Source organism: Pantoea sp. OVA07A (assembly GCF_019969975.1).
GTDB classification, from domain to species: domain Bacteria; phylum Pseudomonadota; class Gammaproteobacteria; order Enterobacterales; family Enterobacteriaceae; genus Pantoea; species Pantoea agglomerans.
Window position 1 is genome coordinate 221636 of the sequence record NZ_JAHXYM010000005.1, and the last position, 24811, is coordinate 246446.

The 24811-nt window shown below is 56.1% G+C and carries 23 protein-coding genes; 9 read left to right on the top strand and 14 right to left on the bottom strand.

Annotated elements, in window-relative coordinates; translation table 11 throughout:
- Window positions 1–98 precede the first annotated feature (98 nt).
- Window positions 99–1826, top strand: coding sequence for a phosphoenolpyruvate-protein phosphotransferase PtsI (gene ptsI, locus LC417_RS16880; protein WP_010259908.1), 1728 nt, complete (start codon window positions 99–101; stop codon window positions 1824–1826).
- Window positions 1827–1868: 42 nt separating this feature from the next.
- Entirely contained in the window at window positions 1869–2369 is a 501-nt protein-coding gene (gene crr / locus LC417_RS16885) for a PTS glucose transporter subunit IIA (RefSeq protein WP_010259911.1), read from the top strand.
- A 61-nt stretch (window positions 2370–2430) separates the two neighbouring features.
- On the opposite strand, the gene LC417_RS16890 is transcribed toward crr, so the two are convergent.
- From LC417_RS16890 to LC417_RS16935, 10 genes are all read right to left on the bottom strand, one after another.
- Window positions 2431–3771: an ATP-binding protein gene (locus LC417_RS16890; protein ID WP_061901216.1), complete on the bottom strand. Its 1341-nt coding sequence runs from the start codon at window positions 3769–3771 to the stop codon at window positions 2431–2433.
- Window positions 3768–4448, bottom strand: coding sequence for a response regulator transcription factor (locus LC417_RS16895; protein ID WP_223566170.1), 681 nt, complete (start codon window positions 4446–4448; stop codon window positions 3768–3770). The genes LC417_RS16890 and LC417_RS16895 overlap by 4 nt, the downstream gene beginning before the upstream one ends.
- A gap of 168 nt (window positions 4449–4616) precedes the next feature.
- Window positions 4617–5501, bottom strand: a complete 885-nt coding sequence (cysM, locus tag LC417_RS16900; protein WP_033772372.1) for a cysteine synthase CysM — start codon at window positions 5499–5501, stop codon at window positions 4617–4619.
- Window positions 5502–5582: 81 nt separating this feature from the next.
- The gene (gene cysA / locus LC417_RS16905) at window positions 5583–6671 is read right to left on the bottom strand and encodes a sulfate/thiosulfate ABC transporter ATP-binding protein CysA (RefSeq protein WP_010259925.1); all 1089 of its coding nucleotides are present in this window, start codon (window positions 6669–6671) and stop codon (window positions 5583–5585) included.
- Window positions 6661–7536, bottom strand: coding sequence for a sulfate/thiosulfate ABC transporter permease CysW (cysW, locus tag LC417_RS16910; RefSeq protein WP_010259929.1), 876 nt, complete (start codon window positions 7534–7536; stop codon window positions 6661–6663). The genes cysA and cysW overlap by 11 nt, the downstream gene beginning before the upstream one ends.
- A complete protein-coding gene (gene cysT, locus LC417_RS16915) occupies window positions 7536–8369 on the bottom strand; it encodes a sulfate/thiosulfate ABC transporter permease CysT (RefSeq protein WP_010259932.1) in 834 nt (277 codons plus the stop codon). Before cysT ends, cysW begins: the two co-directional genes overlap by 1 nt.
- The gene (locus tag LC417_RS16920; RefSeq protein ID WP_052271804.1) at window positions 8369–9385 is read right to left on the bottom strand and encodes a sulfate ABC transporter substrate-binding protein; all 1017 of its coding nucleotides are present in this window, start codon (window positions 9383–9385) and stop codon (window positions 8369–8371) included. The genes cysT and LC417_RS16920 overlap by 1 nt, the downstream gene beginning before the upstream one ends.
- Window positions 9386–9638: 253 nt before the next feature.
- The gene (locus tag LC417_RS16925) at window positions 9639–10256 is read right to left on the bottom strand and encodes an RpoE-regulated lipoprotein (RefSeq protein WP_010259938.1); all 618 of its coding nucleotides are present in this window, start codon (window positions 10254–10256) and stop codon (window positions 9639–9641) included.
- Between the two features lie 65 nt (window positions 10257–10321).
- Window positions 10322–10789 carry a DUF2919 family protein gene (locus tag LC417_RS16930; RefSeq protein ID WP_129063083.1) on the bottom strand — a complete coding sequence of 156 codons (468 nt, stop codon included), beginning with the start codon at window positions 10787–10789 and terminating at the stop codon, window positions 10322–10324.
- The gene (locus LC417_RS16935; protein ID WP_003848834.1) at window positions 10779–11204 is read right to left on the bottom strand and encodes a GNAT family acetyltransferase; all 426 of its coding nucleotides are present in this window, start codon (window positions 11202–11204) and stop codon (window positions 10779–10781) included. Before LC417_RS16935 ends, LC417_RS16930 begins: the two co-directional genes overlap by 11 nt.
- Before the next feature lie 207 nt (window positions 11205–11411).
- Here LC417_RS16935 and amiA point away from each other — a divergent pair, with 207 nt between their 5' ends.
- The 5 genes from amiA (at window position 11412) to ampH (ending at window position 18050) form a co-directional block, all read left to right on the top strand.
- Window positions 11412–12260 carry an N-acetylmuramoyl-L-alanine amidase AmiA gene (gene amiA / locus LC417_RS16940; protein WP_010259947.1) on the top strand — a complete coding sequence of 283 codons (849 nt, stop codon included), beginning with the start codon at window positions 11412–11414 and terminating at the stop codon, window positions 12258–12260.
- Window positions 12261–12360: 100 nt separating this feature from the next.
- Entirely contained in the window at window positions 12361–13275 is a 915-nt protein-coding gene (gene hemF / locus LC417_RS16945) for an oxygen-dependent coproporphyrinogen oxidase (RefSeq protein ID WP_010259951.1), read from the top strand.
- Window positions 13276–13621: 346 nt separating this feature from the next.
- Window positions 13622–14572 (top strand): transaldolase, encoded by a 951-nt coding sequence (gene tal, locus LC417_RS16950; protein ID WP_010259954.1) that lies wholly within the window; start codon window positions 13622–13624, stop codon window positions 14570–14572.
- 57 nt (window positions 14573–14629) lie between these two features.
- Window positions 14630–16630, top strand: coding sequence for a transketolase (gene tkt, locus LC417_RS16955; RefSeq protein WP_010259958.1), 2001 nt, complete (start codon window positions 14630–14632; stop codon window positions 16628–16630).
- Window positions 16631–16886: 256 nt separating this feature from the next.
- Window positions 16887–18050, top strand: coding sequence for a D-alanyl-D-alanine-carboxypeptidase/endopeptidase AmpH (ampH, locus tag LC417_RS16960; RefSeq protein ID WP_033772869.1), 1164 nt, complete (start codon window positions 16887–16889; stop codon window positions 18048–18050).
- Here the strand turns inward: ampH and LC417_RS16965 are convergent.
- The 4 genes from LC417_RS16965 to LC417_RS16980 form a co-directional block, all read right to left on the bottom strand.
- Window positions 18047–19120 carry a DUF1176 domain-containing protein gene (locus LC417_RS16965; RefSeq protein WP_010259965.1) on the bottom strand — a complete coding sequence of 358 codons (1074 nt, stop codon included), beginning with the start codon at window positions 19118–19120 and terminating at the stop codon, window positions 18047–18049. The two genes, ampH and LC417_RS16965, sit on opposite strands and share 4 nt — an antisense overlap.
- 189 nt (window positions 19121–19309) lie before the next feature.
- Window positions 19310–19888 (bottom strand): GDP-mannose pyrophosphatase NudK, encoded by a 579-nt coding sequence (gene nudK / locus LC417_RS16970; RefSeq protein ID WP_031592577.1) that lies wholly within the window; start codon window positions 19886–19888, stop codon window positions 19310–19312.
- A 142-nt stretch (window positions 19889–20030) separates the two neighbouring features.
- The gene (ansP, locus tag LC417_RS16975) at window positions 20031–21527 is read right to left on the bottom strand and encodes an L-asparagine permease (RefSeq protein WP_010259970.1); all 1497 of its coding nucleotides are present in this window, start codon (window positions 21525–21527) and stop codon (window positions 20031–20033) included.
- Window positions 21528–21805: 278 nt separating this feature from the next.
- Window positions 21806–22078, bottom strand: a complete 273-nt coding sequence (locus LC417_RS16980) for a DUF1471 domain-containing protein (protein ID WP_010671356.1) — start codon at window positions 22076–22078, stop codon at window positions 21806–21808.
- A 254-nt stretch (window positions 22079–22332) separates the two neighbouring features.
- Between LC417_RS16980 and narQ the strand changes: the two genes are divergently transcribed.
- On the top strand, window positions 22333–24021 hold the full coding sequence (gene narQ / locus LC417_RS16985; protein WP_062758776.1) for a nitrate/nitrite two-component system sensor histidine kinase NarQ: 1689 nt from the start codon (window positions 22333–22335) through the stop codon (window positions 24019–24021).
- 137 nt (window positions 24022–24158) lie between these two features.
- A complete protein-coding gene (gene narL / locus LC417_RS16990; protein WP_010259976.1) occupies window positions 24159–24788 on the top strand; it encodes a two-component system response regulator NarL in 630 nt (209 codons plus the stop codon).
- Window positions 24789–24811 lie beyond the last annotated feature (23 nt).

A 24811-nucleotide genomic window follows, 5' to 3' on the forward strand; every position in this document is an offset into this window, starting at 1 on the left:
GGACAACCTGTCCGCGTTATTGCTTTCGTAGAGTACGTGTCCCGCGACAATGGCACCGCACAGAGTCCCATCAGCCATCGTGATTAAAAGGTAGCGTTATGATTTCAGGCATTTTAGCATCACCAGGTATCGCTTTCGGCAAAGCACTGCTGCTGAAAGAAGACGAGATCGTCATCAACCGCAAGAAAATTTCTGATGACCAGGTTGAGCAGGAAGTTCAGCGCTTCCTCGATGGCCGCAGCAAAGCGGCATTACAACTGGAAGCGATTCGCGTCAAAGCGGGTGAAACCCTCGGTGAAGAGAAAGCAGCAATCTTCGAAGGCCACATTATGTTGCTGGAAGATGAAGAGCTGGAGCAGGAAATCATCGACCTGATCAAAAAAGATCACGCTTCTGCCGATGCTGCTGCTTACTCGGTCATCGATGGCCAGGCGAAAGCACTGGAGGAGTTAGATGACGAATATCTGAAAGAGCGTGCGGCTGACGTACGTGACATCGGTAAGCGTCTGCTGCAAAACATCCTCGGTCTGCATATCGTTGACCTGAGCGCTATTCCGGACGAATCAATTCTGGTGGCAAAAGATTTAACGCCGTCAGAAACCGCACAGCTGAACCTGAAGAAGGTGCTGGGCTTTATCACCGATCTGGGTGGCCGTACCTCACATACCTCAATCATGGCGCGCTCGCTGGAGATCCCAGCCATTGTCGGTACCGGCAATGTGACCGTCACGGTGAAAAATGGCGATTTCCTGATTCTGGATGGCGTTAACAATGCGATTCACGTCAATCCTTCAGAAGCGATTCAGGAAGAGCTGAAAGCCGTACAGAACCAGTATCTGTCGGAAAAACATGAATTAGCTAAGCTGAAAGATCTGCCAGCCGTTACGCTGGATGGTCATCAGGTTGAAGTCTGCGCCAACATCGGTACTGTGCGCGATATCGCCGGTGCTGAACGTAACGGCGCTGAAGGCGTGGGTCTCTACCGCACCGAATTCCTGTTTATGGATCGTGACTCACTGCCAAGCGAAGAAGAGCAGTTCCAGGCGTACAAAGCCGTCGCTGAAGCCATGGGTTCACAGGCCGTTATCGTGCGTACCATGGACATCGGCGGCGACAAAGATCTGCCTTACATGAACCTGCCAAAAGAAGAGAACCCGTTCCTCGGCTGGCGCGCTATCCGTATCGCCATGGACCGCAAAGAGATTCTGCATGCGCAGCTGCGTGCCATTCTGCGCGCCTCCTCTTTCGGTAAACTGCGCATCATGTTCCCGATGATTATTTCGGTTGAAGAAGTACGCAGCCTGAAAGCGGAGCTGGAACTGCTGAAAGCGCAGTTGCGTGAAGAAGGTAAAGCCTTTGATGAGAGCATCGAAGTCGGCATCATGGTGGAAACCCCGGCTTCAGCCGTGATTGCTCATCATCTGGCGAAGGAAGTCGACTTCTTCAGTATTGGGACAAACGATCTGACGCAGTATACTCTGGCGGTCGATCGTGGTAATGATTTGATCTCGCACCTGTACAACCCAATGGCGCCGTCTGTGCTTAACTTAATCAAGCAAGTCATTGATGCATCTCACGCTGAAGGTAAATGGACCGGCATGTGTGGTGAGCTGGCAGGTGATGAACGTGCTACACTACTGTTACTGGGAATGGGGCTGGACGAGTTCAGCATGAGTGCCATTTCTATCCCTGGCATCAAGAAAATCATTCGTAATACTAATTTTGAAGATGCGAAGGCATTGGCGGAGCAGGCACTGGCTCAACCGACAGCGGAAGATTTAATGAACCTGGTAAACAAGTTCATTAAGGAAAAAACGCTCTGCTAATCCGCATGATGCTGGCCCCAAATTACTGCTTAGGAGAAGATCATGGGTTTGTTTTCTAAACTTTTTGGCGAAAAAACGGATAGCGCTGGGACAATTGACATCGTAGCGCCTCTGTCAGGCGAAATCGTGAACATTGAAGACGTACCAGATGTGGTGTTTGCAGAAAAAATCGTGGGCGACGGTATTGCGATCAAGCCCAGCGGCAACAAAATGGTTGCTCCTGTTGATGGCACTATCGGTAAGATTTTTGAAACCAATCACGCTTTTTCGATCGAATCAGACAATGGCATTGAGCTGTTCGTCCACTTCGGTATCGATACGGTAGAACTGAAAGGTGAAGGCTTCAAACGCATCGCTGAAGAAGGCCAGAAGGTCAAAAAAGGCGACGTGGTTATCGAGTTCGACCTGCCGTTGCTGGAAGAGAAAGCGAAATCAACCCTGACACCGGTTGTCATCTCCAACATGGATGAAATCAAGGAATTGATTAAGCTGACTGGCCAGGTCACCGTCGGCGAAACGCCGGTGATTCGCATCAGAAAGTAAGCATTCGTTCATAACATAACGGCACCCGCGGGTGCCGTTATCGTTTCTGCTGTATGCCTGTTCAGGGCTGCCAGTGCGGCAGACGCAGCGTCAGTTCCAGTCCGCCTTCTGGCCGGTTTCTTGCCTCAACCTCACCATGATGCGCCAGCACCACCTTGCGCACGATAGCCAGTCCCAGACCATAACCTTTGCCCATCAGCGGCGAATTCACCCGCACAAACGGGTCAAAGATGCTGGAGAGCTTATCCTCATCGACACCCGGCCCCTGATCGCGCACCTGAATCACCAGCCACTGCTGTTCTGCGCGCAGATGAACATCAATCCGCTGCCCTGGCTGAGAGAAGCGCAGCGCATTGCGTAATACATTCTCTGCTCCGCGCCGTATCAGCTCTGCATTGCCCCGCACGGTGTAATCAGCGCGATCGTCGACCTGCAACTCTACCTGCACGCCTGGGATCTGCGCTTCATAACGGACATCGGTAATAACCGCCTGCAGCAAGCCGGTCAGATCAAAATATTGCTCATCCGGGATGCTTTCATGCTCAGCCCGCGACAGTGTCAGCAGTTCACCGATCATCTTGTCCAGCCGACGCGCCTCTTCATCAATGCGATCAAGCGAACTGTTCACACTTTCTGGCGTCTGTCTGGCCAGCCCGGTCGCCAGCTGCAGTCGCGCCAGCGGTGAACGAAGCTCATGTGAGATATCATGCAACAGTTCTTCACGGGCGCGCACCAGGGTATCGAGCCGCTCGACCATAGCGTCAAAGGCTTCAGCGACGTTTGAGATCTCGTCGTGGCGCTTACGCATGATCGGAAACAGCCGCACGCTTAAATCGCCCTCAGCCACGCGGGAAAATCCTTCCCGCAGCTGACGCATAGGTCGCGTCAGATTCCAGGCCAGAAGCAGACTGAACAGCAATCCCACCGAACCGGCGAAGACAAACATCGGCTCAGGAATATTCAGAAATTTTCGCGGCATCATGTTCAGCGTGCTGTCTTTACGCATGCCATCCAGGTCGTAGCGCAGATGATAGGCTTTGCCATCCGCGCCGCGAACCCAGCGCACCACCTCTTCAGGAAAGCGCCCTCTGATATCCAGGTTGCCGCTGTTTTCTGATTGGGACGGTTTTGTCTGTTGGGTGACGTGGAAGAACTGCCGATCGCTGTTATCCCAGTCCGAGAGCATCGCATTCAGCGCATCAGGCCCGCCCCGCTCCAGCACTGACGCGGCGGAGGTCATCTGCAGATCCACAATACGACGGATAGCCACGAGTTCAGGCGGTTCATGCCGTTTACCGGAGAGCGTGAAGCCGAGCCAGATAAGCTGGCTCATGATGACAAAAACGATCCAGAAGCCGATAAAGATCTTCCAGAACATGCGTCCACGGTAACTCTGTTTCATCGAATACGGTAACCGATGCTGCGAACGGTTTCGATGTTGATGCTGTCAGCGGTTAATGCACTGAGCTTCTGACGAATGTTACTGATATGCACATCGACGCTGCGGTCATAGGCTTCACGCGGACGACCGAGTCCCTTTTCGGAGAGCTCATCTTTTGACACCACTCTGTCCGGCGCACGCAGCAGCAGATCCAGCAGATTAAATTCCGACGCCGTCAGATCAAAGGTTTTACCCTGCCATTCGCTGATGCGGGTGGCGGGATTAAGCATCAGCTCTCCCCAGCGCAGCGGCTCTCTGGCGTCTGGCTGTGGCGCCTGCTCTTCGAAACGGCGCAATACGGCGCGCAGACGCGCCACCAGTTCACGGGGATAGCAGGGCTTGGGCATATAGTCATCCGCGCCCATCTCCAGACCGATCACGCGATCAATATTATCGCCTTTGGCGGTCAGCATAATGACCGGTATCCGGCTGTTCTGGCGCACCTGACGCAACACATCGATGCCGCTCATGTCGGGCAACATGATGTCCAGAATCATGGCGGTGAACTCTCCCGACAACGCGCCCTGAATCCCGACGCTGCCGGTCAGAACCAGCTGGGCATCAAACCCTTCCCCGATCAGGTACTGGCTTAACATGGTGCCTAATTCAACATCATCATCAACAAGCAAAATTTTCATGGTTATCTCTCTGGAGAATTGCCGCTATTTTGTCCTGTGCTGAACATTCGCGCAGCCTGATTTACGCGATCCTTACAGATTCAGTCTGTCTGGCACCGAAAATTGGGGTTAAAAAAAGGCCTGTGGGCAGTTAATGCGCGCACAGGCCTGATTCCGCATCGGCAGAAGTTACTGATGGTAGAGTCCGGTAGAGAGATAACGGTCACCGCGATCGCAGGCGATCGCCACCACCACGCTGCCAGGATTGGCCTGCGCAATGCGCAGCGCACCCGCCACCGCGCCGCCTGAGCTGACGCCACAGAAAATGCCTTCACGGCGTGCCAGCGCCCGCATGGTCTCTTCCGCTTCTTTCTGCGTCATATCCATTACATCATCCACCAGATCGGGACGGTAGATCCCCGGCAGATAGGCCAGCGGCCAGCGTCGAATACCCGGAATACTGCTGCCTTCGCTGGGCTGCAAACCGATCACCTGCACGCCCGTGTTGAGCTCTTTCAGATAACGCCCCACGCCGGTAATGGTGCCGGTGGTGCCCATACTGGAGACAAAATGGGTCATGCGCTGGTTCGACTGTTGCCACAATTCCGGGCCGGTGGTCTGATAGTGACCCAATGGGTTATCGGGATTATTAAACTGGTCCAGCACCCGGCCTTCACCGCGCGCCGCCATCGCCTGCGCCAGATCGCGTGCGCCCTCCATGCCCTGTTCACGGGGCACCAGAATTAACTCTGCGCCATAGGCGCGCATCGCGTCCTGCCGCTCCTGACTCATATTGTCGGGCATCAGCAGGCGAAGTCGGTAGCCTTTCATCGCCGCGATCATCGCCAGCGCAATCCCGGTGTTGCCGCTGGTAGCTTCAATCAGCTGATCGCCAGGTGAAATATCACCACGCAGCTCTGCCTGATTGATCATCGACCAGGCCGCGCGATCTTTTACCGAACCTGCCGGATTATTGCCTTCCAGCTTGAGCCAGACCTCGCTGCCGTTGGCGGGCGTCAGGCGCTGCAACTTAATCAGCGGGGTATTGCCGATGGTATTTTCGAGAGTCGTCACGGTGCGGTTCCTGGCATCTTACAAACCAGATGCGAAAAAAAGGCGGGAGTGTCACTCCCGCCCGGTGTTGAAGAGAAAATATCAGGCGCTTTGTGCAAAGGCAACTGCGCGCAGTGGCGTATCGCCCTTATAGAGACGCGCCTGCTGCAAGCCAACAAACAGACGCTCGCCGCGAATCGGCGCTGTCTGCTCACCTTCAAACACCACCGAGACCGGCTCGCTTTGCCAGCCTGCAGGCTGGACGACCAGCTGCCAGAAGTGTCCACGCGGGCTCACCTCCAGTACCTGTACCGGCAGCGGGGTTTCCAGACTGCTGCGGCGTGACACGTCGATTTCCCACGGACGCAGGAACAGCTCAACCGCGCCCTGGTGGGCCGAGGTATAGCCCAGCGGCCAGTGGTGCGCGCCAACGTGGAACTGTGATCCCTGAATCTCGCCATCAAAGCGGTTCACTTCACCCAGGAATTCCAGCACAAAACGGGTCGCCGGATCGCGCCACACATCATCTGGCGTGCCGACCTGTTCAATGTTGCCCTGGCTCATCACCACCACGCGATCCGCGACTTCCATCGCCTCTTCCTGGTCGTGGGTGACAAATACACTGGTGAATTTCAGCTCTTCATGCAGCTGACGCAGCCAGCGGCGCAGCTCTTTACGCACCTGAGCATCCAGCGCGCCAAAGGGTTCGTCCAGCAGCAGAATCTGTGGTTCAACCGCTAACGCACGCGCCAGCGCCACACGCTGTTTCTGACCGCCCGACAGCTGTGCCGGGAAGCGATTCGCCAGATGAGCCAGCTGCACCATCTCCAGCAGACGGGTAACACGCTGTTTGATCTCCGCCGTTGAAGGACGCTCACGACGTGGCAGCACGGTCAGGCCAAAGGCGATGTTGTCGAATACCGTCATATGACGGAACAGCGCGTAGTGCTGGAAGACAAAACCGACCTGACGATCGCGCGCATGCAGGCGGCTGACATCGTTGCCATGAAAACGGATATGACCGCTGTTCTGATGCTCCAGCCCGGCAATGATGCGCAGCAGCGTGGTTTTACCCGAGCCTGATGGGCCAAGCAACGCCACCATTTCACCCGAGGCAATATCCAGAGAGATATCGTTCAGCACCGATGTGCGACCAAAGGATTTGTTGATCTTGTTAATCTCAATGCTCATGATTTCCCTCCTGTTGCAGGCGTTTGTGCTGTTGCTCTAAACGCCACTGCACAATACTTTTCAGAAACAGCGTCACAATTGCCATCAGGGTTAACAGGGCGGCCGCGGTAAACGCGCCAACGGTGTTGTAATCCTGATGCAATAATTCAACCTGAAGCGGTAATGTGTAGGTCTCACCGCGAATCGATCCCGATACCACCGAGACCGCACCAAATTCACCAATCGCACGGGCGTTGGTCAGCACGATGCCATACAGCAGCGCCCAGCGAATGTTCGGCAGCGTTACGCGGCGGAACATCTGCCAGCCAGAGGCACCCAGCAGCACCGCCGCTTCATCTTCGTGACTGCCCTGACTCAGCATCACCGGCACCAGTTCGCGCACCACAAACGGACAGGTCACAAACACCGTCGCCAGCACCATGCCAGGCCAGGCAAACATAATCTGGATGTTATGCGCATCCAGCCAGCCGCCTGCCGGGCCATTAACGCCCCAGAACAGCAGATACATCAGACCGGCCACGACCGGCGACACGGCAAAAGGAATATCAAACAGGGTCAGCAGCAACTGACGCCCCGGAAAGGTAAAGCGCGTCACCAGCCAGGCGAGCAGCGTGCCGAACACCAGGTTAACCGGTACGGTGATCAACGCCACCATTACGGTCAGCCAGATGGCGTGCAGCATGTCCGGATCCGCCAGATTGCTGAGAGCGACAATCAGCCCCTGATTCAGCGCTTCCCAGAAGATGGAGGCCATCGGCACCACCAGCAGCAGAATCGAGATCAGCGCGCCGATACTAATCAGCAGCCACTTACCCCAGTTCACTGGCTGACGTGCAGCGTGATTAATCTGTGAAACCTCAGCCATTAGTGACCTCCCAGACGACGGCCAAAGCGGCTCTGTAATGTGTTAATCGCAAATAACAGAATCAGCGATGCCGCCAGGATCACCGAGGCGATGGCGCTGGCCGCCGGATAGTCGAACTCCTGCAGCCGGACAAAAATCATCAGCGAGGTGACTTCCGTTTTCCAGGCGATGTTACCGGCAATAAAGATCACCGCACCAAATTCACCCAGGCTGCGGGTAAAGGAGAGCGCCGTTCCGGCCAGCAGCGCCGGTGCCACTTCCGGCAACACGACGCGGCGGAAGCTCTGCCACGGCGTGGCACCCAGCGTTTCGGCCGCCTCTTCATACTCCGGGCCTAACTCTTCCAGCACCGGCTGTACGGTACGCACCACAAACGGAATGCTGGTAAAGGCCATGGCGATGGCGATACCAATCCAGGTATAGGAAATTTTGATGTCGAACTGAGCGAACCACTGTCCATACCAGCCGTTGACCGAAAAGAGTCCGGCCAGGGTCAGACCCGCCACCGCCGTAGGCAGTGCAAACGGCAGATCCATCAGGCCATCCAGCAGCGTCCGCCCCGGAAAACGGTAACGGGTCAGGATCCATGCCATCAGCATGCCGAACACCGCATTAAACAGTGAGGCGACGCCTGCAGAGAGCAGCGTTACTTTATAGGCGGCAATCAGCTGCGGATTGGTCACCACATCCCAGTACTGTTGCAGCGTCATCTGCGACAGCTGCATGATCACCGCGCTGATAGGCAGCAGCAGAATCAGACAGGTAAAGAGCAGACTGGTGCCAAGGCTGAGACCAAAGCCGGGCAACACGCGTTTCTGGCTGGCTGCAAACATTATCCGCGCCCCGCCGCTAACAACTTATCAAGCTCACCGCCGCTGACGAAGTGCGTCTTCATCACCTTATCCCAGCCGCCAAACGCCTCTTCCACCCGGAACAGGTTGGTCTGCGGGAAGCGATCTTTCTGCTCCGCCATCAGCTGTGCATTGTTCACGCGATAGTAGTAGTGAGTAATAATATTCTGCGCTTCAGGTGTATAGAGATAGTTCAGATAAGCGCTGGCCGCATCAGCGGTTTTATTGGTGGCGACGTTTTTATCCACCCATGCCACCGGAAACTCCGCCAGAATGTTGGTTTTCGGCACCACCACTTCATACTCATCTTTGCCGTACTGGTTGCGGATGTTATTCACTTCGGACTCAAAGCTAATTAATACGTCGCCCAGGCCACGCTCAGCAAAGGTCGTGGTGGCACCGCGACCACCGGTGTCGAATACTTCAACGTTTTTCAGAAATTGCGTCATAAAGGCACGGGTTTTGGCCTGATCGCCCCCGTCCGCTTTCTCCGCTGCGCCCCAGGCGGCCAGATAGGTGTAGCGGCCATTACCTGAGGTTTTCGGATTCGGGAAAATCAGCTTCACATCACTGCGGGTCAAATCTGACCAGTCGTGAATCTGTTTTGGATTCCCTTTGCGCACCAGAAACGCCATGGTGGAGTAGAAAGGCGAGCTGTTATTCGGCAGACGGCTTTTCCAGTCTGCGGCAATCAGGTTGCCTTTATCGTGCAGCACCTGCACATCCGTAACCTGATTGTATGTGACGACATCCGCGCGCAGTCCCTGCAGGATTGCCAGCGCCTGCTTCGATGAACCGGCGTGCGACATCTTAATGGTCAGTGGATCGCCGGGATGGCTGGCATCCCACTGCTTAACGAAGGGAGCATTCAGGGCGACAAACAGCTCCCGCGAAACATCGTAAGAGCTATTGAGGAGTTCAGTGGCATTGGCTGCGCCGGCCAGGCTCAGCGACAACGCGATACCGCTCACGATTTTTTTCATCGCTTGTAATGTCATTTGGCACCCTGAAAAAGTTTGATGCGGATCTCACCCGCTGAGGCACCAGTTTATTTATAACTCAGTGAAAACCAGTAACGGTTTTATATATCGTTTGATGATTTCAAAGTCGAAAAAAGCATAAGACGACGGCACTGTTTATGCAAAAATCAGCAAAAGCCGATAGGTAGGAGGAACCCCGTGCCGTGCGCGCCGGCAAAGGTTTTGAGAGGCTCAGCGGCCGCCTGACGGGCGGCGCGCTGAAGACGAGGGATTAACGCTGCCAGACAATCTTGCTGATTTTCCAGCTTTTCAGCGTATCGTCCGAGGGCATTAATCCCTCCGGTCCATGCCAGTCACCATGATAAACATAGGTCAGATGCTGACTGCCAGGTGCGCGGCACGCCACGTCACGCGCATCGGTGCCGCTGGCTAAGGTGCAGTTGTCGAAGGCTTTGCTGAACTTATTACTGAAGAGATCACCCACTTTGCTGCCATCGCTGCTGGCGATTGCGCTGTCCATGACCTCAATACGTTCGACCTGCGACTGCCCGTAAATCACCAGCTTAACGTTGCCATCATCCAGCGCCTGCCAGAAAGAGACCACCTGACCGTTCTGGCTGCGCATGCCCTGACGCAGGCTATAGTCACCGTTCAGTCCGGCATTAATCGCGTCCTCTTTCATGGCGGTCGAGGCAGTTAACCCACCCACACCCTGTTCAGTCGCGGTCAGCGAGGAACCGAACCAGTTCCACGGCAGCGCCGAAGACCAGTGATACGTCAGCGGATTCCACCAGCTTGCCTGCTGGCTGCTGTCAGCGCCGGAACCCGAACTGGCACAGCCGCTCAGTACAACCGCGGCAATCAGTAGCGTGGAACGAACAGCTTTCATGAGAACTCCTGTAAATGCGATGCCGGAAAGGCGGAACTGATTGGAGTCGCAAAGCGACAAAAAGTTTAGTGAAGATGATGTTCGGGCAGAAAGCAGTCGCGACAGCGGCGGCTGGATTGCAGCCAGATCAGCGCCAGCAGGTCAAAGAGCGTCAGCAACAATGGCAGCGGTGAGGTGAGCAGATCGCCCTGCACAAACTGCATTCCCTGCCAGAGCAGATTCACCAGCAGCGACAGCGCCAGCACGCTGCGCCAGTGCTGCCAGAGTCGCAGCAGGCGGGTGCGATACCCGGTCAGCAGCAGGCCCGCCAGCGCCGGTAAACCCAGCGCAAGGCCGATCCAGAACGCCTGACGATCCGGATAGAACAGCGCCAGCAGATCGTTGCCCTGCTGCCGAGACGCACCGGCCATCACCAGCAGCAGCCAGGTCCGTGCCTGGAGTAACAGGATCAGCCAAAAAAGAAACGGCAGCCGCAGCTGCCCTCTGGCGTCATACTCGTCCGGCAGATAGCCCGGTGACGGCTTAGTATTCACGATCTTCGATCAGACGTTTACCAAACAGCAGCGCATCGACCGGCTCATAATCGAGCTTCTCATAGAACGCCACTACCTGATCATTCTCTTCGCGGATCATCAGATGCAGTTTCGGACAGCCGCGCGCGATAAGCTTCTTCTCCAGACGGTTCATCAGCGCATTCGCAAAGCCGCGTCCCTGATAGTCGGGATGCACGGCCAGATAGTAAGCCGCGCCGCGATGGCCATCATAGCCGCCCATCAGTGTGCCCACGACCACGCCGCCCACTTCAGCGACCAGAAAGAGATCGGGGTCGTGATTCATTTTGCGTTCGATATCCAGCTCAGGATCGTTCCATGGCCGTAACAAATCGCAACGTTCCCATAAGGTGATCACTTCTTCAAAATCTTCCTGGCGGAAGGCGCGGATTTCCATCTTCTTTACCTGCAAATAAGCACAATTTGCTGATTATCACGCATTCTCTGCCGCACGCAACCCTCCATGACGGGCGACAAATAAAAAAGCGCAAATTTACTGTTCGCGACCTGCAATACAAAGTAATGCCCTGAAATGGTTCTGTGATCGCAGGCAGCAGCCCCTTAGGCTATAACACCGGCAAGATTCCTGTTATCGGACCCGCACATGCACCTGCTTAAACGTTTGATTCATCGCCGTCAGTTACTGCTTTCCGGGCTGGCTCTGGCCATTTTATCGCCGCGCGCGGTTCAGGCTAAAGAGCAGTCTGCGCTTACTGGTGCCAATCGTCACTCGCGCCCTGCCCCGCCCGCTAAGAACGGGAAACGTATCGTGATGATCGACCCCGGTCACGGCGGCATCGACTCTGGTGCCGTTGGCGAAGAGGGTTCCGAAGAGAAACACATCGTGCTGGAGATTGCCGGTAACGTGCAACGTCAGCTACAGAGCCATCCGCGCATAGAAGTGCGTCTGACCCGCGACAGCGACCACTTTATTCCGCTCTATCAGCGGGTGGAGATCGCCCACCAGCACGGCGCCGATCTCTTTATGTCGATTCATGCCGACGGTTTTACCAGTCCCGATGCCAGCGGTGCCTCGGTGTTTGCGCTCTCTAATCGCGGTGCCAGCAGCTCGATGGCGCGTTATCTGTCACAGCGGGAGAACGATGCGGATAAGCTGGGTGGCGTGAAAGCGCAGCAGCAGGATCACTATCTGCAGCAGATCCTGTTCGATCTGGTGCAGACAGACACCATCAAAAACAGCCTGACGCTGGGCAAGCATGTACTGGATCAGATCCGCCCGGTTCATCATCTTCACAGCCAGCACACCGAGCAGGCTGCCTTTGCGGTACTCAAGTCACCGTCGATCCCCTCGGTGCTGGTCGAAACCTCCTTTATTACCAATCCGCGTGAAGAGCAATTGCTCGGCACCACCGCGTTTCGTCAGAAAATCGCCTCGGCTATTGCCAGCGGCATCGTCAATTACTTTGATGAGTTTGATCGCCGCAACGCCTGATGCGTGTCGCCGGTTCAGGCCGTGCGACTCGCCGCACTCATGCAAGCGGCGCGGTTTTGCGTATAATCGCGTCAGACTTTGACAAACCATAAGCGAAAAAATGGCTGATATTTCCCGCGTAAAAGCGTTCCTGCTCGCATTGCAGGATGAGATTTGTAACCAGCTGGCGGCTGAAGATGGCGGCGCAGCGTTTGCCGAAGATAGCTGGCAGCGTCCTGGCGGCGGCGGCGGTCAGAGCCGCGTGCTGCGCAACGGCGCGGTGTTTGAGCAGGCGGGCGTCAACTTTTCGCACGTGCATGGCGATCAGATGCCGGCATCCGCCACTGCACACCGGCCGGAGCTGGCGGGTCGCAGCTTTGAAGCAATGGGCGTGTCGCTGGTGATCCACCCGAACAACCCTTATGTACCTACCAGCCACGCCAACGTGCGCTTTTTTATCGCGGAGAAACCGGGTGCCGATCCGGTCTGGTGGTTTGGTGGCGGATTTGACCTGACCCCTTTTTATGGCTTCGAAGAAGATGCGCTGCACTGGCACCAGACTGCCGCTGACCTCTGCCAGCCTTTTGGCGAGGATGTCTATCCGCGCTATAAAAAGTGGTGTGATGACTATTTCTATCTGAAGCATCGTGATGAGCAGCGCGGCATTGGCGGCCTGTTTTTTGACGATCTCAATACGCCCGACTTTGAGCAGAGCTTCAGCTTTATGCAGGCGGTTGGCCGCGGCTTTATGGATGCCTATCGGCCGATTGTGGCGCGCCGTAAAGCGCACCCGTGGGGCGATCGTGAGCGTCAGTTCCAGCTCTACCGCCGTGGCCGCTATGTGGAGTTTAATCTGGTGTGGGACCGCGGCACGCTGTTTGGTCTGCAGACCGGCGGTCGCACTGAATCGATCCTGATGTCGATGCCCCCGCTGGTGCGCTGGGAATATGATTATCAGCCCGATGCCGACTCACCTGAAGCCGCCCTCTATCGCGATTTCCTGCCGGTGAAGAACTGGCTGAACCTGCCAGTCTGATCGTTTCTGCCGCTGCAGCGCGGGTCTCAACCCGCGCTGCGCTTACCTCTCGCCTGATCGGCCTCTTCTTTTTTACAGGGCACAGATTGCTACAGTGTGGCCTGCGTCATTCCTCCTGACTGCTATGCTTATGGGTGGAATATGGCGCACCCCACGGTTAACACCGCATGACGGCTCCTTCGCACCGCCTCGCAGCGCAACAATCAGAGAAACCGCATGTTCATCAGAAACTCTCTGTTGCAATGTTATGGGTTCGCGTTCCCGGTAGCAGAACATGCCACAGACCGGCTGCGAGGCCTGAGGTGCCCCCTGTTCGCTTTCATTTTTCTTTTCAAGGAGTTTAGAGATGAACCAGCTAGAAGCCCTAAAACAGTTCACCACCGTGGTGGCGGACAGTGGTGATATCGAATCGATTCGTAATTACCATCCGGAAGACGCCACCACCAACCCCTCACTCATTCTGAAAGCGTCCGGTCTCGAAGGGTATAAGCACCTGATGGATGACGCGATTGAGTACGCCAAAAAACAGGGCGGCAGCAAAGAGACGCAGATTATCAACGCCAGCGACAAAGTGGCGATCAACCTTGGTATGGAAATCCTGAAAAGCATACCGGGCCGTGTTTCGACCGAAGTGGATGCGCGCCTCTCCTTCGATCGTGGCATGTGTGTGACCAAAGCAGAAAAACTGATTCGGATGTATGAAGAGCACGGTATCGATCGCTCACGCGTACTGATTAAGCTGGCCTCGACCTGGGAAGGCATCCGCGCAGCGGAAGAGCTGGAAAAAAACGGCATTCAGTGCAACCTGACACTGCTCTTCTCCTTTGCTCAGGCGCGTGCCTGTGCCGAAGCGGGCGTGTTCCTGATCTCCCCGTTCGTTGGCCGCATCTACGACTGGTATAACTCGCGCAAACCCATGGACCCCTACGTGGCGGATGAAGATCCGGGCGTGAAATCCGTGCGTCGCATCTACGATTACTACAAAAAGCACCGTTACAGCACCATCATCATGGGTGCCAGCTTCCGTAAAGTGGAGCAGATTATCGCACTGGCAGGCTGCGACCGCCTGACCCTGTCACCTAACCTGCTGGAAGAGTTGCAGAACAGTGATGCGCCGCTTGAGCGCAAACTGGAACCTTCAACTGAAGGTTTCCATCAGCCGTCGCCGCTCTCCGAGGCGGAGTTCCGTTGGGAACATAATCAGGATCCAATGGCAGTTGAAAAACTCTCTGACGGCATCCGCCAGTTCGCGGTTGACCAGCAGAAGCTGGAAGATGTGCTCGCCGCACGCCTGTAGTCTTTATTTTAGTCGGGCGGGACTTTCCCGCCCTGATGCATAACAAGGGAGAACTTTATGTCCTCACGCAGAGAGTTGGCAAACGCGATTCGTGCACTGAGCATGGATGCGGTACAGAAGGCAAATTCAGGCCACCCCGGTGCGCCAATGGGAATGGCCGATATCGCCGAAGTGTTGTGGCGCGACTTCCTCCAGCATAATCCGACCAATCCCGCCTGGCTTGATCGCGACCGCTTTATCCTCTCCAACGGCCACGGCTCGATGCTGCTTTATAGCCTGCTGCACCTGAGCGGTTATGACCTGCCGATTGAAGAGCTGAAAAATTTCCGTCAGCTGCACTCTAAAACGCCAGGTCACCCGGAAATCGGCTACACCCCAGGCGTTGAAACCACCACTGGCCCGCTGGGTCAGGGACTGGCTAACGCCGTGGGCTTAGCGATTGCAGAACGCACGCTGGCCGCGCAGTTTAACCGTCCGGATCATGAGATTGTCGATCACCACACCTATGTGTTTATGGGCGATGGCTGTCTGATGGAAGGCATCTCGCACGAAGTCTGTTCACTGGCGGGGACCCTGGGTCTCGGCAAACTGATCGGCTTCTATGACCATAACGGTATCTCGATCGATGGCGAGACCGAAGGCTGGTTTACTGACGACACCCATAAACGCTTTGAGTCCTACAACTGGCATGTGATTGGCGACATCGACGGCCATGACGCTGATGCCATTCGTGAGGCGATCAAAGAGGCGCAGAGCGTCACCGATAAGCCTTCACTGATTATCTGCCGCACCATTATCGGTTTCGGTTCGCCGAACAAAGCCGGTAAAGAGGAGTCGCACGGCGCGGCGCTGGGTGAGGCAGAAGTTGCCCTGACCCGCAAACAGCTCGGCTGGAACTATCCGGCGTTTGAGATCCCGGCTGAAATCTACCAGCAGTGGGATGCCAAAGCGGCGGGTGCTGAACGTGAAAAAGCCTGGGATGCAAAATTTGCGGCTTACAAAGAAGCCCATCCAGAGCTGGCGAAAGAGTATGAGCGCCGGATGAATGGCGAAATGCCCGCCAACTGGGAAACCGAAGCGACCCGGTTCATTCAGGAGTTGCAGGCTAACCCGCAGAAAATCGCCAGCCGTAAAGCGTCACAAAACTCGCTGGAAGCCTACGGCAAAATGCTGCCGGAGTTCCTCGGCGGTTCTGCTGACCTGGCACCGAGTAACCTCACCATCTGGTCTGGTTCTAAATCGATCAAAGAGGATCCGGCCGGTAACTATATTCACTACGGCGTGCGTGAATTTGGTATGACGGCGATTGGTAACGGTATCGCGCACCATGGCGGTTTCGTTCCCTACACCGCAACCTTCCTGATGTTTGTTGAATATGCGCGTAACGCCGCGCGTATGGCTGCACTGATGAAGGCACGACAGATTCTGGTCTACACCCATGACTCCATCGGTCTGGGCGAAGATGGCCCGACGCACCAGCCGGTAGAGCAGATCGCCAGCCTGCGTCTGACACCAAACATGAGCGTATGGCGTCCGTGCGATCAGGTCGAAACCGCTGTAGCGTGGAAAGCCGCCGTCGAACGTCATCACGGCCCGACAGCGCTGATCCTCTCGCGTCAGAATCTGCTGCAGCCGGAACGTACCCCGGAGCAGATCGAAAACATCAAACGCGGCGGCTACGTGCTGAAGGATTGCGACGGCACACCAGAAGTGATTCTGATCGCAACCGGTTCAGAGATTGAGATCACCCTGGGTGCAGCGGATAAGCTCACTTCAGGCGGTCACAAGGTGCGGGTGGTTTCACTGCCTTCTACTGACCTGTTTGATGCGCAGGATGCCGCTTACCGCGAATCCGTACTGCCGAGCGGCGTGAAAGCGCGTGTGGCGGTAGAAGCGGGTATTGCTGACTACTGGTTCAAGTATGTCGGTCTGGACGGTGCGATTGTCGGTATGACCACCTTTGGTGAATCCGCCCCGGCCAGTCAGCTGTTCCCGGAGTTTGGCTTCACGGTTGAGAATATCGTCAGCCACGCTGAAGCATTACTCAAGCCAGTTTAATGCTTATGCCCTTCCCGGCTCACCGGGAAGGGCCATTTCTACTTATAGCCTGATACATAAAAAAAACTCCATTCCCCTCTTCCCGCCCTGCGCAAACTCATTACTATAGAGCCGTCATACTTAATGCTGCCTGTGCGCTGGCTGTCCGTCTGTTCCTGCTGTTGTTCTGCCAGGATAACGCGGTTCTGTCCTGATGCATCCCGATGAGTGAAGGCAGATTTCCTCCGATTTTATAGCGAAGCCACTTCCGTTGAACATGCGCACACCCTATTTACTGGCCCTGATGGTTTCACTGCTTCCATTAAAAAGCATGGCGCAGGTCGCGCCCGATCCGCTGCTGGCCTCTCAGATTGTTGATCGCTATGCGGAACATATCTTTTACGGCAGCGGTGCAACCGGCATGGCACTGGTGGCGATTGATGGCAATCAGCGGGTGTTCGCCAGCTTTGGTGAAACCCGTCCCGGCAACAATATCCGTCCGCAGAAAGATTCGCTGATTCGCATCGCCTCGCTGAGTAAGCTGATGACCAGTGAAGTGATGGTGAAGCTGGCTGAGCGCGGACAGATTCGCCTCGACGATCCCCTGAGTAAATATGCGCCGCCGGGTTCACGCGTGCCCACCTACAATGGTCAGCCCATTCGCCTGATCAATCTCTCGACCCACACCAGCGGACTGCCTCGCGAACAGCCAGGCGGCAAAGCGCAGCGTCCGGTATTTGTCTGGCCGACCCGTGGTGAACGCTGGGCGTGGCTGTCGCGCGCTAACCTCAAAGCGGCGCCAGGCAGCAGTGCCGCCTACTCCAACCTGGGCTACGATCTGCTGGGTGATGCGCTGTCGCGCGCCACCGGCAAACCCTATCCGGCACTGTTTCAGCAGCTGATTACCCGACCGCTCGGCATGAAGGACACGACGTTTACGCCGTCGCCTGAGCAGTGCGGACGCCTGATGGTGGCGGAAAAAGGGGCCAGTCCGTGCAATAACACCCTGGCGGCGATTGGCAGCGGCGGTGTTTACTCCACGCCGGATGATATGGGCCGCTGGATGCAGCAGTTCCTTAACTCTTCGGTTAACCACCGCACGCCGCAGATCGATCGACTGCAGACGCTGATCTATCGTCGCGATCAGCTGAGCAAAGTAGAAGGCATGGATGTGCCGGGTAAAGCGGATGCGCTGGGGATGGGCTGGGTCTTTATGGGGCCGAAAAATGGTCGCCCTGGCATTATTCAGAAAACCGGCGGCGGCGGCGGTTTCATCACCTATATGGCGATGGTGCCGCAGCATAACGTGGGGGTATTTGTGGTGGTGACCCGCTCGCCGCTGACCCGCTTTACGCCAATGAGCGACGGCGTGAATAATATGCTGGCCGAACTGGTCGGCAATCAGCTTGGCTCACCGATGATGGTGCAGGCGATTCGTTAACGCTGCTGTACGCCACCGTCAGACTGGCTGACCCACAGGGTTGGCCAGTCATCACTGCTGTGCCAGGCGTCACAGGTTGACTCCTCCGCATACTCCGCTAACACAAAACGCGTGCCATCAAACTGCCAGCGAGTGGCACTGCCGCAGTCACCCAACCCACGTCCTTTACCAAAGGTGTAGAGCTGGCCGCTGGCCGCATCATATTCGGCGTTAATCAGCTCAAGCTGTCGGTCACTGGCACCTGGTGGGGTAAACGGCAGAGTTAAGGTGATGCCGCGCGCGACATACGGCTGGCTGCGCGTCACTTCAAACGCCAGATCGATCACGTTATAAGCCCCCATTTCACAACTCACCAGCAGCAGCGCGCGCTGATCGGTGAGTGGCGCCACGCTGACTTCACGGCGCAGTGGATCGAGTGAGCAGGAGTCGGTATTGACCCGCCAGGTGCCGTAATCAATTAATCCGCTGGTCTCATCGCGCGTCAATGCCGCGGGTGGCTCGACAGCAGGCGGCAGTGGCGGCAGCGCAGGCGGCGGCGGAACATCCCAGCTGGCGCGATCGCCACGTTTAACCCATGCGCTCATGCTGTTGACCCGCCCCTGGGTGTCATCCATCAGCAACAGCGCGGCCTTCATACCGCGCAGGGAGATCAGCGCATTGGGATCGAAAGTGAGCTGAAGGGTTTTCGCCTCCATCACCAGATCAAGAAACTCATCAATTGCGATGGCATTGCTGGTGGCGAGATGATGCGGTTCAACCGTCCAGTGTTTGAGGTCGGGTTTCAGACGGCGCTGATCCAGTAGCAGGTTATCCTGAAGCGAACCGCCAGGCAGCGCGCCACTGTAGGCACTGCCGTAGTCGATTCGCAGCAAGGGGCGATCGTTGACGCCCGCATGCCGCGAAATCGTCATCACTAACCCTTTGTCGCCCGGAATATTGCGCGCCACACAAAAGGCTTCATTGTTGCAGGTGATTTGCCAGTCGTTGAATGACTTTTGCAACGGTTCCGCCTGAACACAGGCAACCCACAGAGACGGCAACAGCCACAGCGATTTCATCCAATACGACATTAAGAAAATCGATCCCCGAATACCCAGAGTGGAGAGGATAGCGCATCAACGGGCCTGCCAGGGTTCCCATTCTGTGAACCTGTGCAAAAAGCGCAGTTAACTGCTTAAAAAGCGTGCATGAAAAGTGGATTATGCTTCACTTTCCACGCTCAACGCTGTCACGCTGCAACAGGCTAACTGCATGATTTTTTATGGTATCAGCCAGCCAGCAATCTGCGCATGCTGCAACAGCATGACGGTTTTGCCGTCGCGAATGCGGCCATCAGCGACCATTGCCAGTGCATCAGGGAAAGGCAGTTCCAGCACGTCGATCGACTCATCTTCAACACCGCCGCCCGCATTGTCGCGCAGCGATTCATTATATTCCGCTGCGAAAAAGTGGATCAATTCAGTGACGCCGCCCGGCGACATATAGCAGGCATAAAGTTTCTCCACCTCGCCCACCGCATAACCGGTCTCTTCAATCGCCTCTTTGCGAATGCAATCTTCCGGAGAGTCGTCGTCCAGCAAGCCGGCACAGGCTTCAATTAACATGCCGCCCTCGTTACCGTTGACGTAAGTGGCGATACGGAACTGGCGCGTCAGGACCACGCTGTTCTTTTCACGGTTATAGAGCAGGATGGTCGCCCCGTTTCCGCGATCGTAGACTTCACGTTTATGGCGGATAACCTCGCCACGACCATCGGTGATCTCATAAGTGTAGTTACGCAGCACAAACCAGTTTTCGGACAGGAGCTTATCTTTGATGATGTTGATCTTAAACGACATGAGGACTCCGCTACCGCATAAAGGGAGCCTTTCATCATAGGGGCAAGCTTGCGGGAAAACTATCTTAATTCTCGCGGTGAATGAGGCGGTTTACGCCAAAAAAAAACCAGCCCGAAGGCTGGCCTGATTGCTGCAGCGCTTATCAGCGTGAGGTGTCGTCAGCCAGTCGGGTCGGCTGAGGCTCCTCTTCGTGATGATCCTGTTCGGTCTCAGCTATGGCGTGAACACGTTTACGCACGCCAAACCATCCCAGCACCAGCAATACCGCGATAAGCGGAATGGAGGCGATGGTGTAAGTCCCGTTCGGGTAGTCAAACGCCATCAGCACCAGCACGCTGAACAGGAACAGCAGCGTCAGCCATGAGGTAAACGGCGCGCCTGGCAGCTTGAAGCTGACATCATCCGCCTTGCCCTCTTTAATCGCTTTGCGCAGACGCAGCTGACAAACCACGATAAAGGCCCAGGAGGAGATAATCCCCAGCGAGGCGACGTTCAGGACGATCTCAAACACCTGAGAAGGCACATAGTAGTTAAGCACCACACCAATCACATAGACGGCGATGGTCACCAGAATACCGGCATAAGGCACCTGCTGACCGTTCATCTTAGACATGAATTTCGGTGCAGAGCCACCCATCGACATGGAGCGCAGAATACGCCCGGTTGAGTAGAGGCCCGAGTTCAGGCTGGAGAGCGCCGCACTCAGCACTACGATATTCATGATGCTGCCAACGTAAGGCACGCCCAGCTTCGAGAAGAAGGTAACAAACGGACTCTGACCCGCCTGATAGGCGTTCCACGGCAGCAGCAGCACCAGCAGGACCACGGAGCCAACGTAGAACAGGCCGATACGCCAGATCACGCTGTTGATCGCTTTCGGCAGCATGGTTTTCGGGTCTTTACATTCTCCCGCCGCCGTACCTACCAGTTCGATAGAGGCAAAGGCGAACACCACACCCTGAATCAGCACCAGCGCAGGCAGTAAGCCGTGCGGGAACATGCCACCGTTATCGGTGATCAGATGGAAGCCGGTGCTGTTGCCATCCAGCGGTTTGCCGGTGCCAAGGAACACCACGCCCACCACCAGGAAGATCACAATTGCCAGCACTTTCACCAGCGCGAACCAGAACTCCATCTCGGCAAACCACTTTACGCCGATCATGTTCATGGTGCCGACAATCGCCAGCGCGCCCAGGGCGAACACCCACTGTGGCACATCACCAAACGCGCCCCAGTAGTGCATGTAGAGCGCGACGGCGGTGATATCGACGATGCCGGTCATTGCCCAGTTGACGAAGTACATCCAGCCCGCCACGTAGGAGGCTTTCTCACCCAGGAATTCACGGGCGTAGGAGACGAAGCTGCCGCTGCTGGGACGGTGTAACACCAGTTCGCCCAGCGCACGCAGAATAAAGAAGGAGAAGATGCCACACACCAGATAGATGATGGCTAAGGCGGGGCCAGCAGCCTGCAAACGGCCACCTGCGCCCAGGAACAAACCGGTACCGATGGCACCGCCGATCGCAATCATCTGTACGTGACGGTTACCCATCGCCTTCTGGTAGCCGGCGTCATGAGAGTTGAGCCAGCGTCGTTTCGCAGCGCGCATCTCGCCTGGGGTTTTGTTTTTAGATTTCATAGCATTCCTGTTTGTCCTGACTATCAGTCGTCGCCCCCATTTCAGGCGTAATGCCCTGTGAAACGGGGTATTTTCCTCTGTGCGTTTGCCTGTGAGTGAGTGCCAGGCAGCGCGGGAATTTACGGCGATGAATCCTACCCGTTCTGCAAGAACGAAGCAAAATATACCGGGCAGATGCACAGGCTGATTTGTAAGAATCCATCCTGATGCACAAAAACAAAAAAACCGGCCATTTTCAGGCCGGTAAAAGCTACAGGGATGGAAACAGGAGGGTTGGGTTAGCGATAAATCTCTGCGGTGCCGCTCCACAGGCTGGAGTCGCCTGGGTTATCGACACCGATAACGCGGTAATGGCTGGCGCCCATCTCTTCCGCTTTTTGCGACAGCTGGCGATTCGCATCGTCCAGCGAGCCGCGAACGCCGGAGACCGAAACGCTACCGATGCTCTGCATACTCTGCGCCTGCGACTGATCGACCGGCGCGGCGGCAAAAGTGGCAAATGAGGCGGTAGCCAGTAATGCGCCTGCCAGGACAGCATTCAGCTTTTTCATTGGATGCTCCTTAATCTGTGTTCGGGGTTGAGTTGATGACTGGATGAATTATTAGCGCTGCAATGAAAAGCAACATCGGGACGATGTAAACCTGTTCCTTTTTTAAGCGTTGAACAGCAGCACGTCCTGGGAACTGTCAGTTGCGGTCATTTTATGTGCGATGTGTAACGTCCTGTGCGATAAACAGGGAATGGATCATTTGCGTTACGTTAATGCGCTCTTATAATTCCCGCACTCTCAACAGGGCCATTCATGTGATTGTTAAACGTTCCGTAACTCAAAGCATCGCTCAGGCGCTCAGCGCCATTGTCCTGCTGTCGCTGCTCACCACCGGTCTGGCATTAGTCACGCTCCTGAGCAGCCAGCGCGACGCGGAGGCGATCAATCTGGCGGGTTCACTGCGCATGCAGAGCTATCGCATGGCCTGGGATGCCAGCCGTCAGCCGCAAAATCTGGCTCATCATCTGGCGCGCTATCAGCAAACGCTGGATGCCCCGGTGCTGCAAAAACTTGATCGGCCCTGGGTACCCCGTGAAGTAAGTGTTCGCTATCAACGGCTGCGTGCCGCCTGGCCCTCGCTGCAGCAACAGTTGCAACAGGGCGATACCGTGGCTTATCAGCAGCAGGTGCCAATCTACGTCGGTGAAATCGATCGCTTTGTGCTGGGTCTGCAACGCTATACCGAGTTGAAAATGCATCTGGTGGCCGCCAGCAGCCTGGTGGGGGTCATTGCGATTGTGGCGCTGGCACTGATGACGATTCGCTTTACCCGACTGCAGGTGGTGCGCCCGCTTAATGCGCTGGTCACCGCCAGTCGCTACGTAGAGAGCGGCAACTTTGCTTTTCCGCCGCTGCACGTTGAGCAGCAGAATGAACTGCGGGTGCTGTCGCATGCCTTCAGCGGCATGGCGGCACGGCTGCATTCGCACTACCAGCTGCTGGAAAGCACGGTGCGCGCCAAAACAGAAGATTTAACCCAGGCGAATCGCACGCTGTCGCTACTCTATGACAGCTCACAAATGCTGACCGCCAGCCCGCTGCATCCGGCACTGTTTGAAGCCGTGTTAACCAATGTACTGACGCGCGAGAAACTGACGGCGATCCGGCTCGACAGCGACCAGTTTCAGTTTCGTGCCGGTGATGATCAGGCAGCCGGTCAGTGGCAACGTCTGCCGTTACAGCAGGACGAGCAGCAGATTGGCGAGCTGCGCTGGCAGACAGCTGGTGCCTCGCCTCCGGACGAACTGATGCGCAGCCTGGCGGCGATGCTGGGACGGGCTATCTGGATCTGGCAGGCACAGCAGCAGTATCAGCAGATGCTGCTGATTGAAGAGCGCACGACCATTGCCCGGGAATTACATGACTCGCTGGCGCAGTCGCTCTCGTTTTTACGCATTCAGCTGACCCTGCTGCGCCGCGCCGTTGATAAAGACGATAGCGCCGCCCATACCATTATCGCGGACTTCGATCAGGCGCTGGCCGAGGCCTATCGTCAGCTGCGTGAGCTGCTGACCACTTTCCGTCTGACCATTGAGCAGGCGGATCTGGTGGCGGCCATGCAGGCGATGATCGCCTCGCTGCAGGAGAAGAGCAGTGCAGAGATACACTTTAACTATCAGACCGGACTGCAGAGTCTGGAAGCACAACAGCAGGTGCATGTGTTGCAGATCGTCCGTGAGGCGCTGCTGAATGCGATTCGTCACGCCAGTGCGCAGGTTATCCGGGTGGATTATCAGCACAGTGAAAAAGGTGAGCACTTACTGACAATTACCGATGATGGCGTGGGGATGAACAGCACTGAGGAACCGCCGGGCCATTACGGCCTGACTATTATGGCGGAGCGCGCTCAGCGCCTGAGCGGCCATCTGACCCTCCACGCACAGCCACGGGGTACCAGGGTGGAGTTGCGCTTTCCACCGCAACCGGCGCGCCCGCTGGAATAGCAGGCCAGAGCGGGTCTTAATTCATTAAAATAATCTATCGGTTTGCGACCGCGGGCTATTCGATACAGAACAGGGTGTTGTCCCTGAACAATACCGTCTGATCTGCCGCAGTCTGAAACCAATGCAACGGAGAAAATATGCAACAGCCCGCATTAACATTGATGATTGTGGATGACCACCCGCTGATGCGCCGCGGTGTCCGTCAGCTGCTGGCGCTGGATCCCCGGCTGGAGGTGATCGCCGAAGCCAGCAACGGCACTGAAGCGCTGGCGGAGGCCCGCCATCAGGAACCGGACATCATTCTGCTCGACCTGAATATGAAAGGCATGTCCGGACTGGATACGCTGAAGGCGCTGCGCCATGAAGGGATCAGTTCGCGCATTCTGGTGCTGACCGTTTCTGACGCCCGCAGCGATATTTTTGCCATGGTGGATGCCGGTGCTGACGGCTATCTGCTCAAGGACAGCGAGCCGGAGGTCCTGCTGGCGCATATCCTGCAGGCATCACGGGGCGAAAAGGTCTTCAGCGAGGGCGTCACCCGCTATCTGGCTAATCGCCAGCACAGTGCCGATCCTCTGCGTCAGCTCACCGAGCGCGAACGGGATGTGCTGCAGGAGGTGGCGCGTGGCCTGTCGAATAAAGAGGTTGCCGCTATTCTGCATATCTCTGAAGAGACGGTAAAAGTGCACATTCGTAACCTGCTGCGGAAACTGGATGTCCGCTCACGCGTCGCCGCCACGGTGATGTGGCTTGAAAGCCGCAAATAGCCAACGAATTTACATTTTCTCCT

What these genes read in the sequence shown, in the direction of transcription:
- ptsI (WP_010259908.1), top strand. Translation starts at nt 99, where the DNA reads ATGATTTCAGGCATTTTAGCATCACCAGGTATCGCTTTCGGCAAAGCA.
- crr (WP_010259911.1), top strand. Translation starts at nt 1,869, where the DNA reads ATGGGTTTGTTTTCTAAACTTTTTGGCGAAAAAACGGATAGCGCTGGG.
- LC417_RS16890 (WP_061901216.1), bottom strand. Translation starts at nt 3,771, where the DNA reads ATGAAACAGAGTTACCGTGGACGCATGTTCTGGAAGATCTTTATCGGC.
- LC417_RS16895 (WP_223566170.1), bottom strand. Translation starts at nt 4,448, where the DNA reads ATGAAAATTTTGCTTGTTGATGATGATGTTGAATTAGGCACCATGTTA.
- cysA (WP_010259925.1), bottom strand. Translation starts at nt 6,671, where the DNA reads ATGAGCATTGAGATTAACAAGATCAACAAATCCTTTGGTCGCACATCG.
- cysW (WP_010259929.1), bottom strand. Translation starts at nt 7,536, where the DNA reads ATGGCTGAGGTTTCACAGATTAATCACGCTGCACGTCAGCCAGTGAAC.
- cysT (WP_010259932.1), bottom strand. Translation starts at nt 8,369, where the DNA reads ATGTTTGCAGCCAGCCAGAAACGCGTGTTGCCCGGCTTTGGTCTCAGC.
- LC417_RS16920 (WP_052271804.1), bottom strand. Translation starts at nt 9,385, where the DNA reads ATGACATTACAAGCGATGAAAAAAATCGTGAGCGGTATCGCGTTGTCG.
- LC417_RS16925 (WP_010259938.1), bottom strand. Translation starts at nt 10,256, where the DNA reads ATGAAAGCTGTTCGTTCCACGCTACTGATTGCCGCGGTTGTACTGAGC.
- LC417_RS16935 (WP_003848834.1), bottom strand. Translation starts at nt 11,204, where the DNA reads ATGGAAATCCGCGCCTTCCGCCAGGAAGATTTTGAAGAAGTGATCACC.
- amiA (WP_010259947.1), top strand. Translation starts at nt 11,412, where the DNA reads ATGCACCTGCTTAAACGTTTGATTCATCGCCGTCAGTTACTGCTTTCC.
- hemF (WP_010259951.1), top strand. Translation starts at nt 12,361, where the DNA reads ATGGCTGATATTTCCCGCGTAAAAGCGTTCCTGCTCGCATTGCAGGAT.
- tal (WP_010259954.1), top strand. Translation starts at nt 13,622, where the DNA reads ATGAACCAGCTAGAAGCCCTAAAACAGTTCACCACCGTGGTGGCGGAC.
- tkt (WP_010259958.1), top strand. Translation starts at nt 14,630, where the DNA reads ATGTCCTCACGCAGAGAGTTGGCAAACGCGATTCGTGCACTGAGCATG.
- ampH (WP_033772869.1), top strand. Translation starts at nt 16,887, where the DNA reads ATGCGCACACCCTATTTACTGGCCCTGATGGTTTCACTGCTTCCATTA.
- LC417_RS16965 (WP_010259965.1), bottom strand. Translation starts at nt 19,120, where the DNA reads ATGTCGTATTGGATGAAATCGCTGTGGCTGTTGCCGTCTCTGTGGGTT.
- nudK (WP_031592577.1), bottom strand. Translation starts at nt 19,888, where the DNA reads ATGTCGTTTAAGATCAACATCATCAAAGATAAGCTCCTGTCCGAAAAC.
- ansP (WP_010259970.1), bottom strand. Translation starts at nt 21,527, where the DNA reads ATGAAATCTAAAAACAAAACCCCAGGCGAGATGCGCGCTGCGAAACGA.
- LC417_RS16980 (WP_010671356.1), bottom strand. Translation starts at nt 22,078, where the DNA reads ATGAAAAAGCTGAATGCTGTCCTGGCAGGCGCATTACTGGCTACCGCC.
- narL (WP_010259976.1), top strand. Translation starts at nt 24,159, where the DNA reads ATGCAACAGCCCGCATTAACATTGATGATTGTGGATGACCACCCGCTG.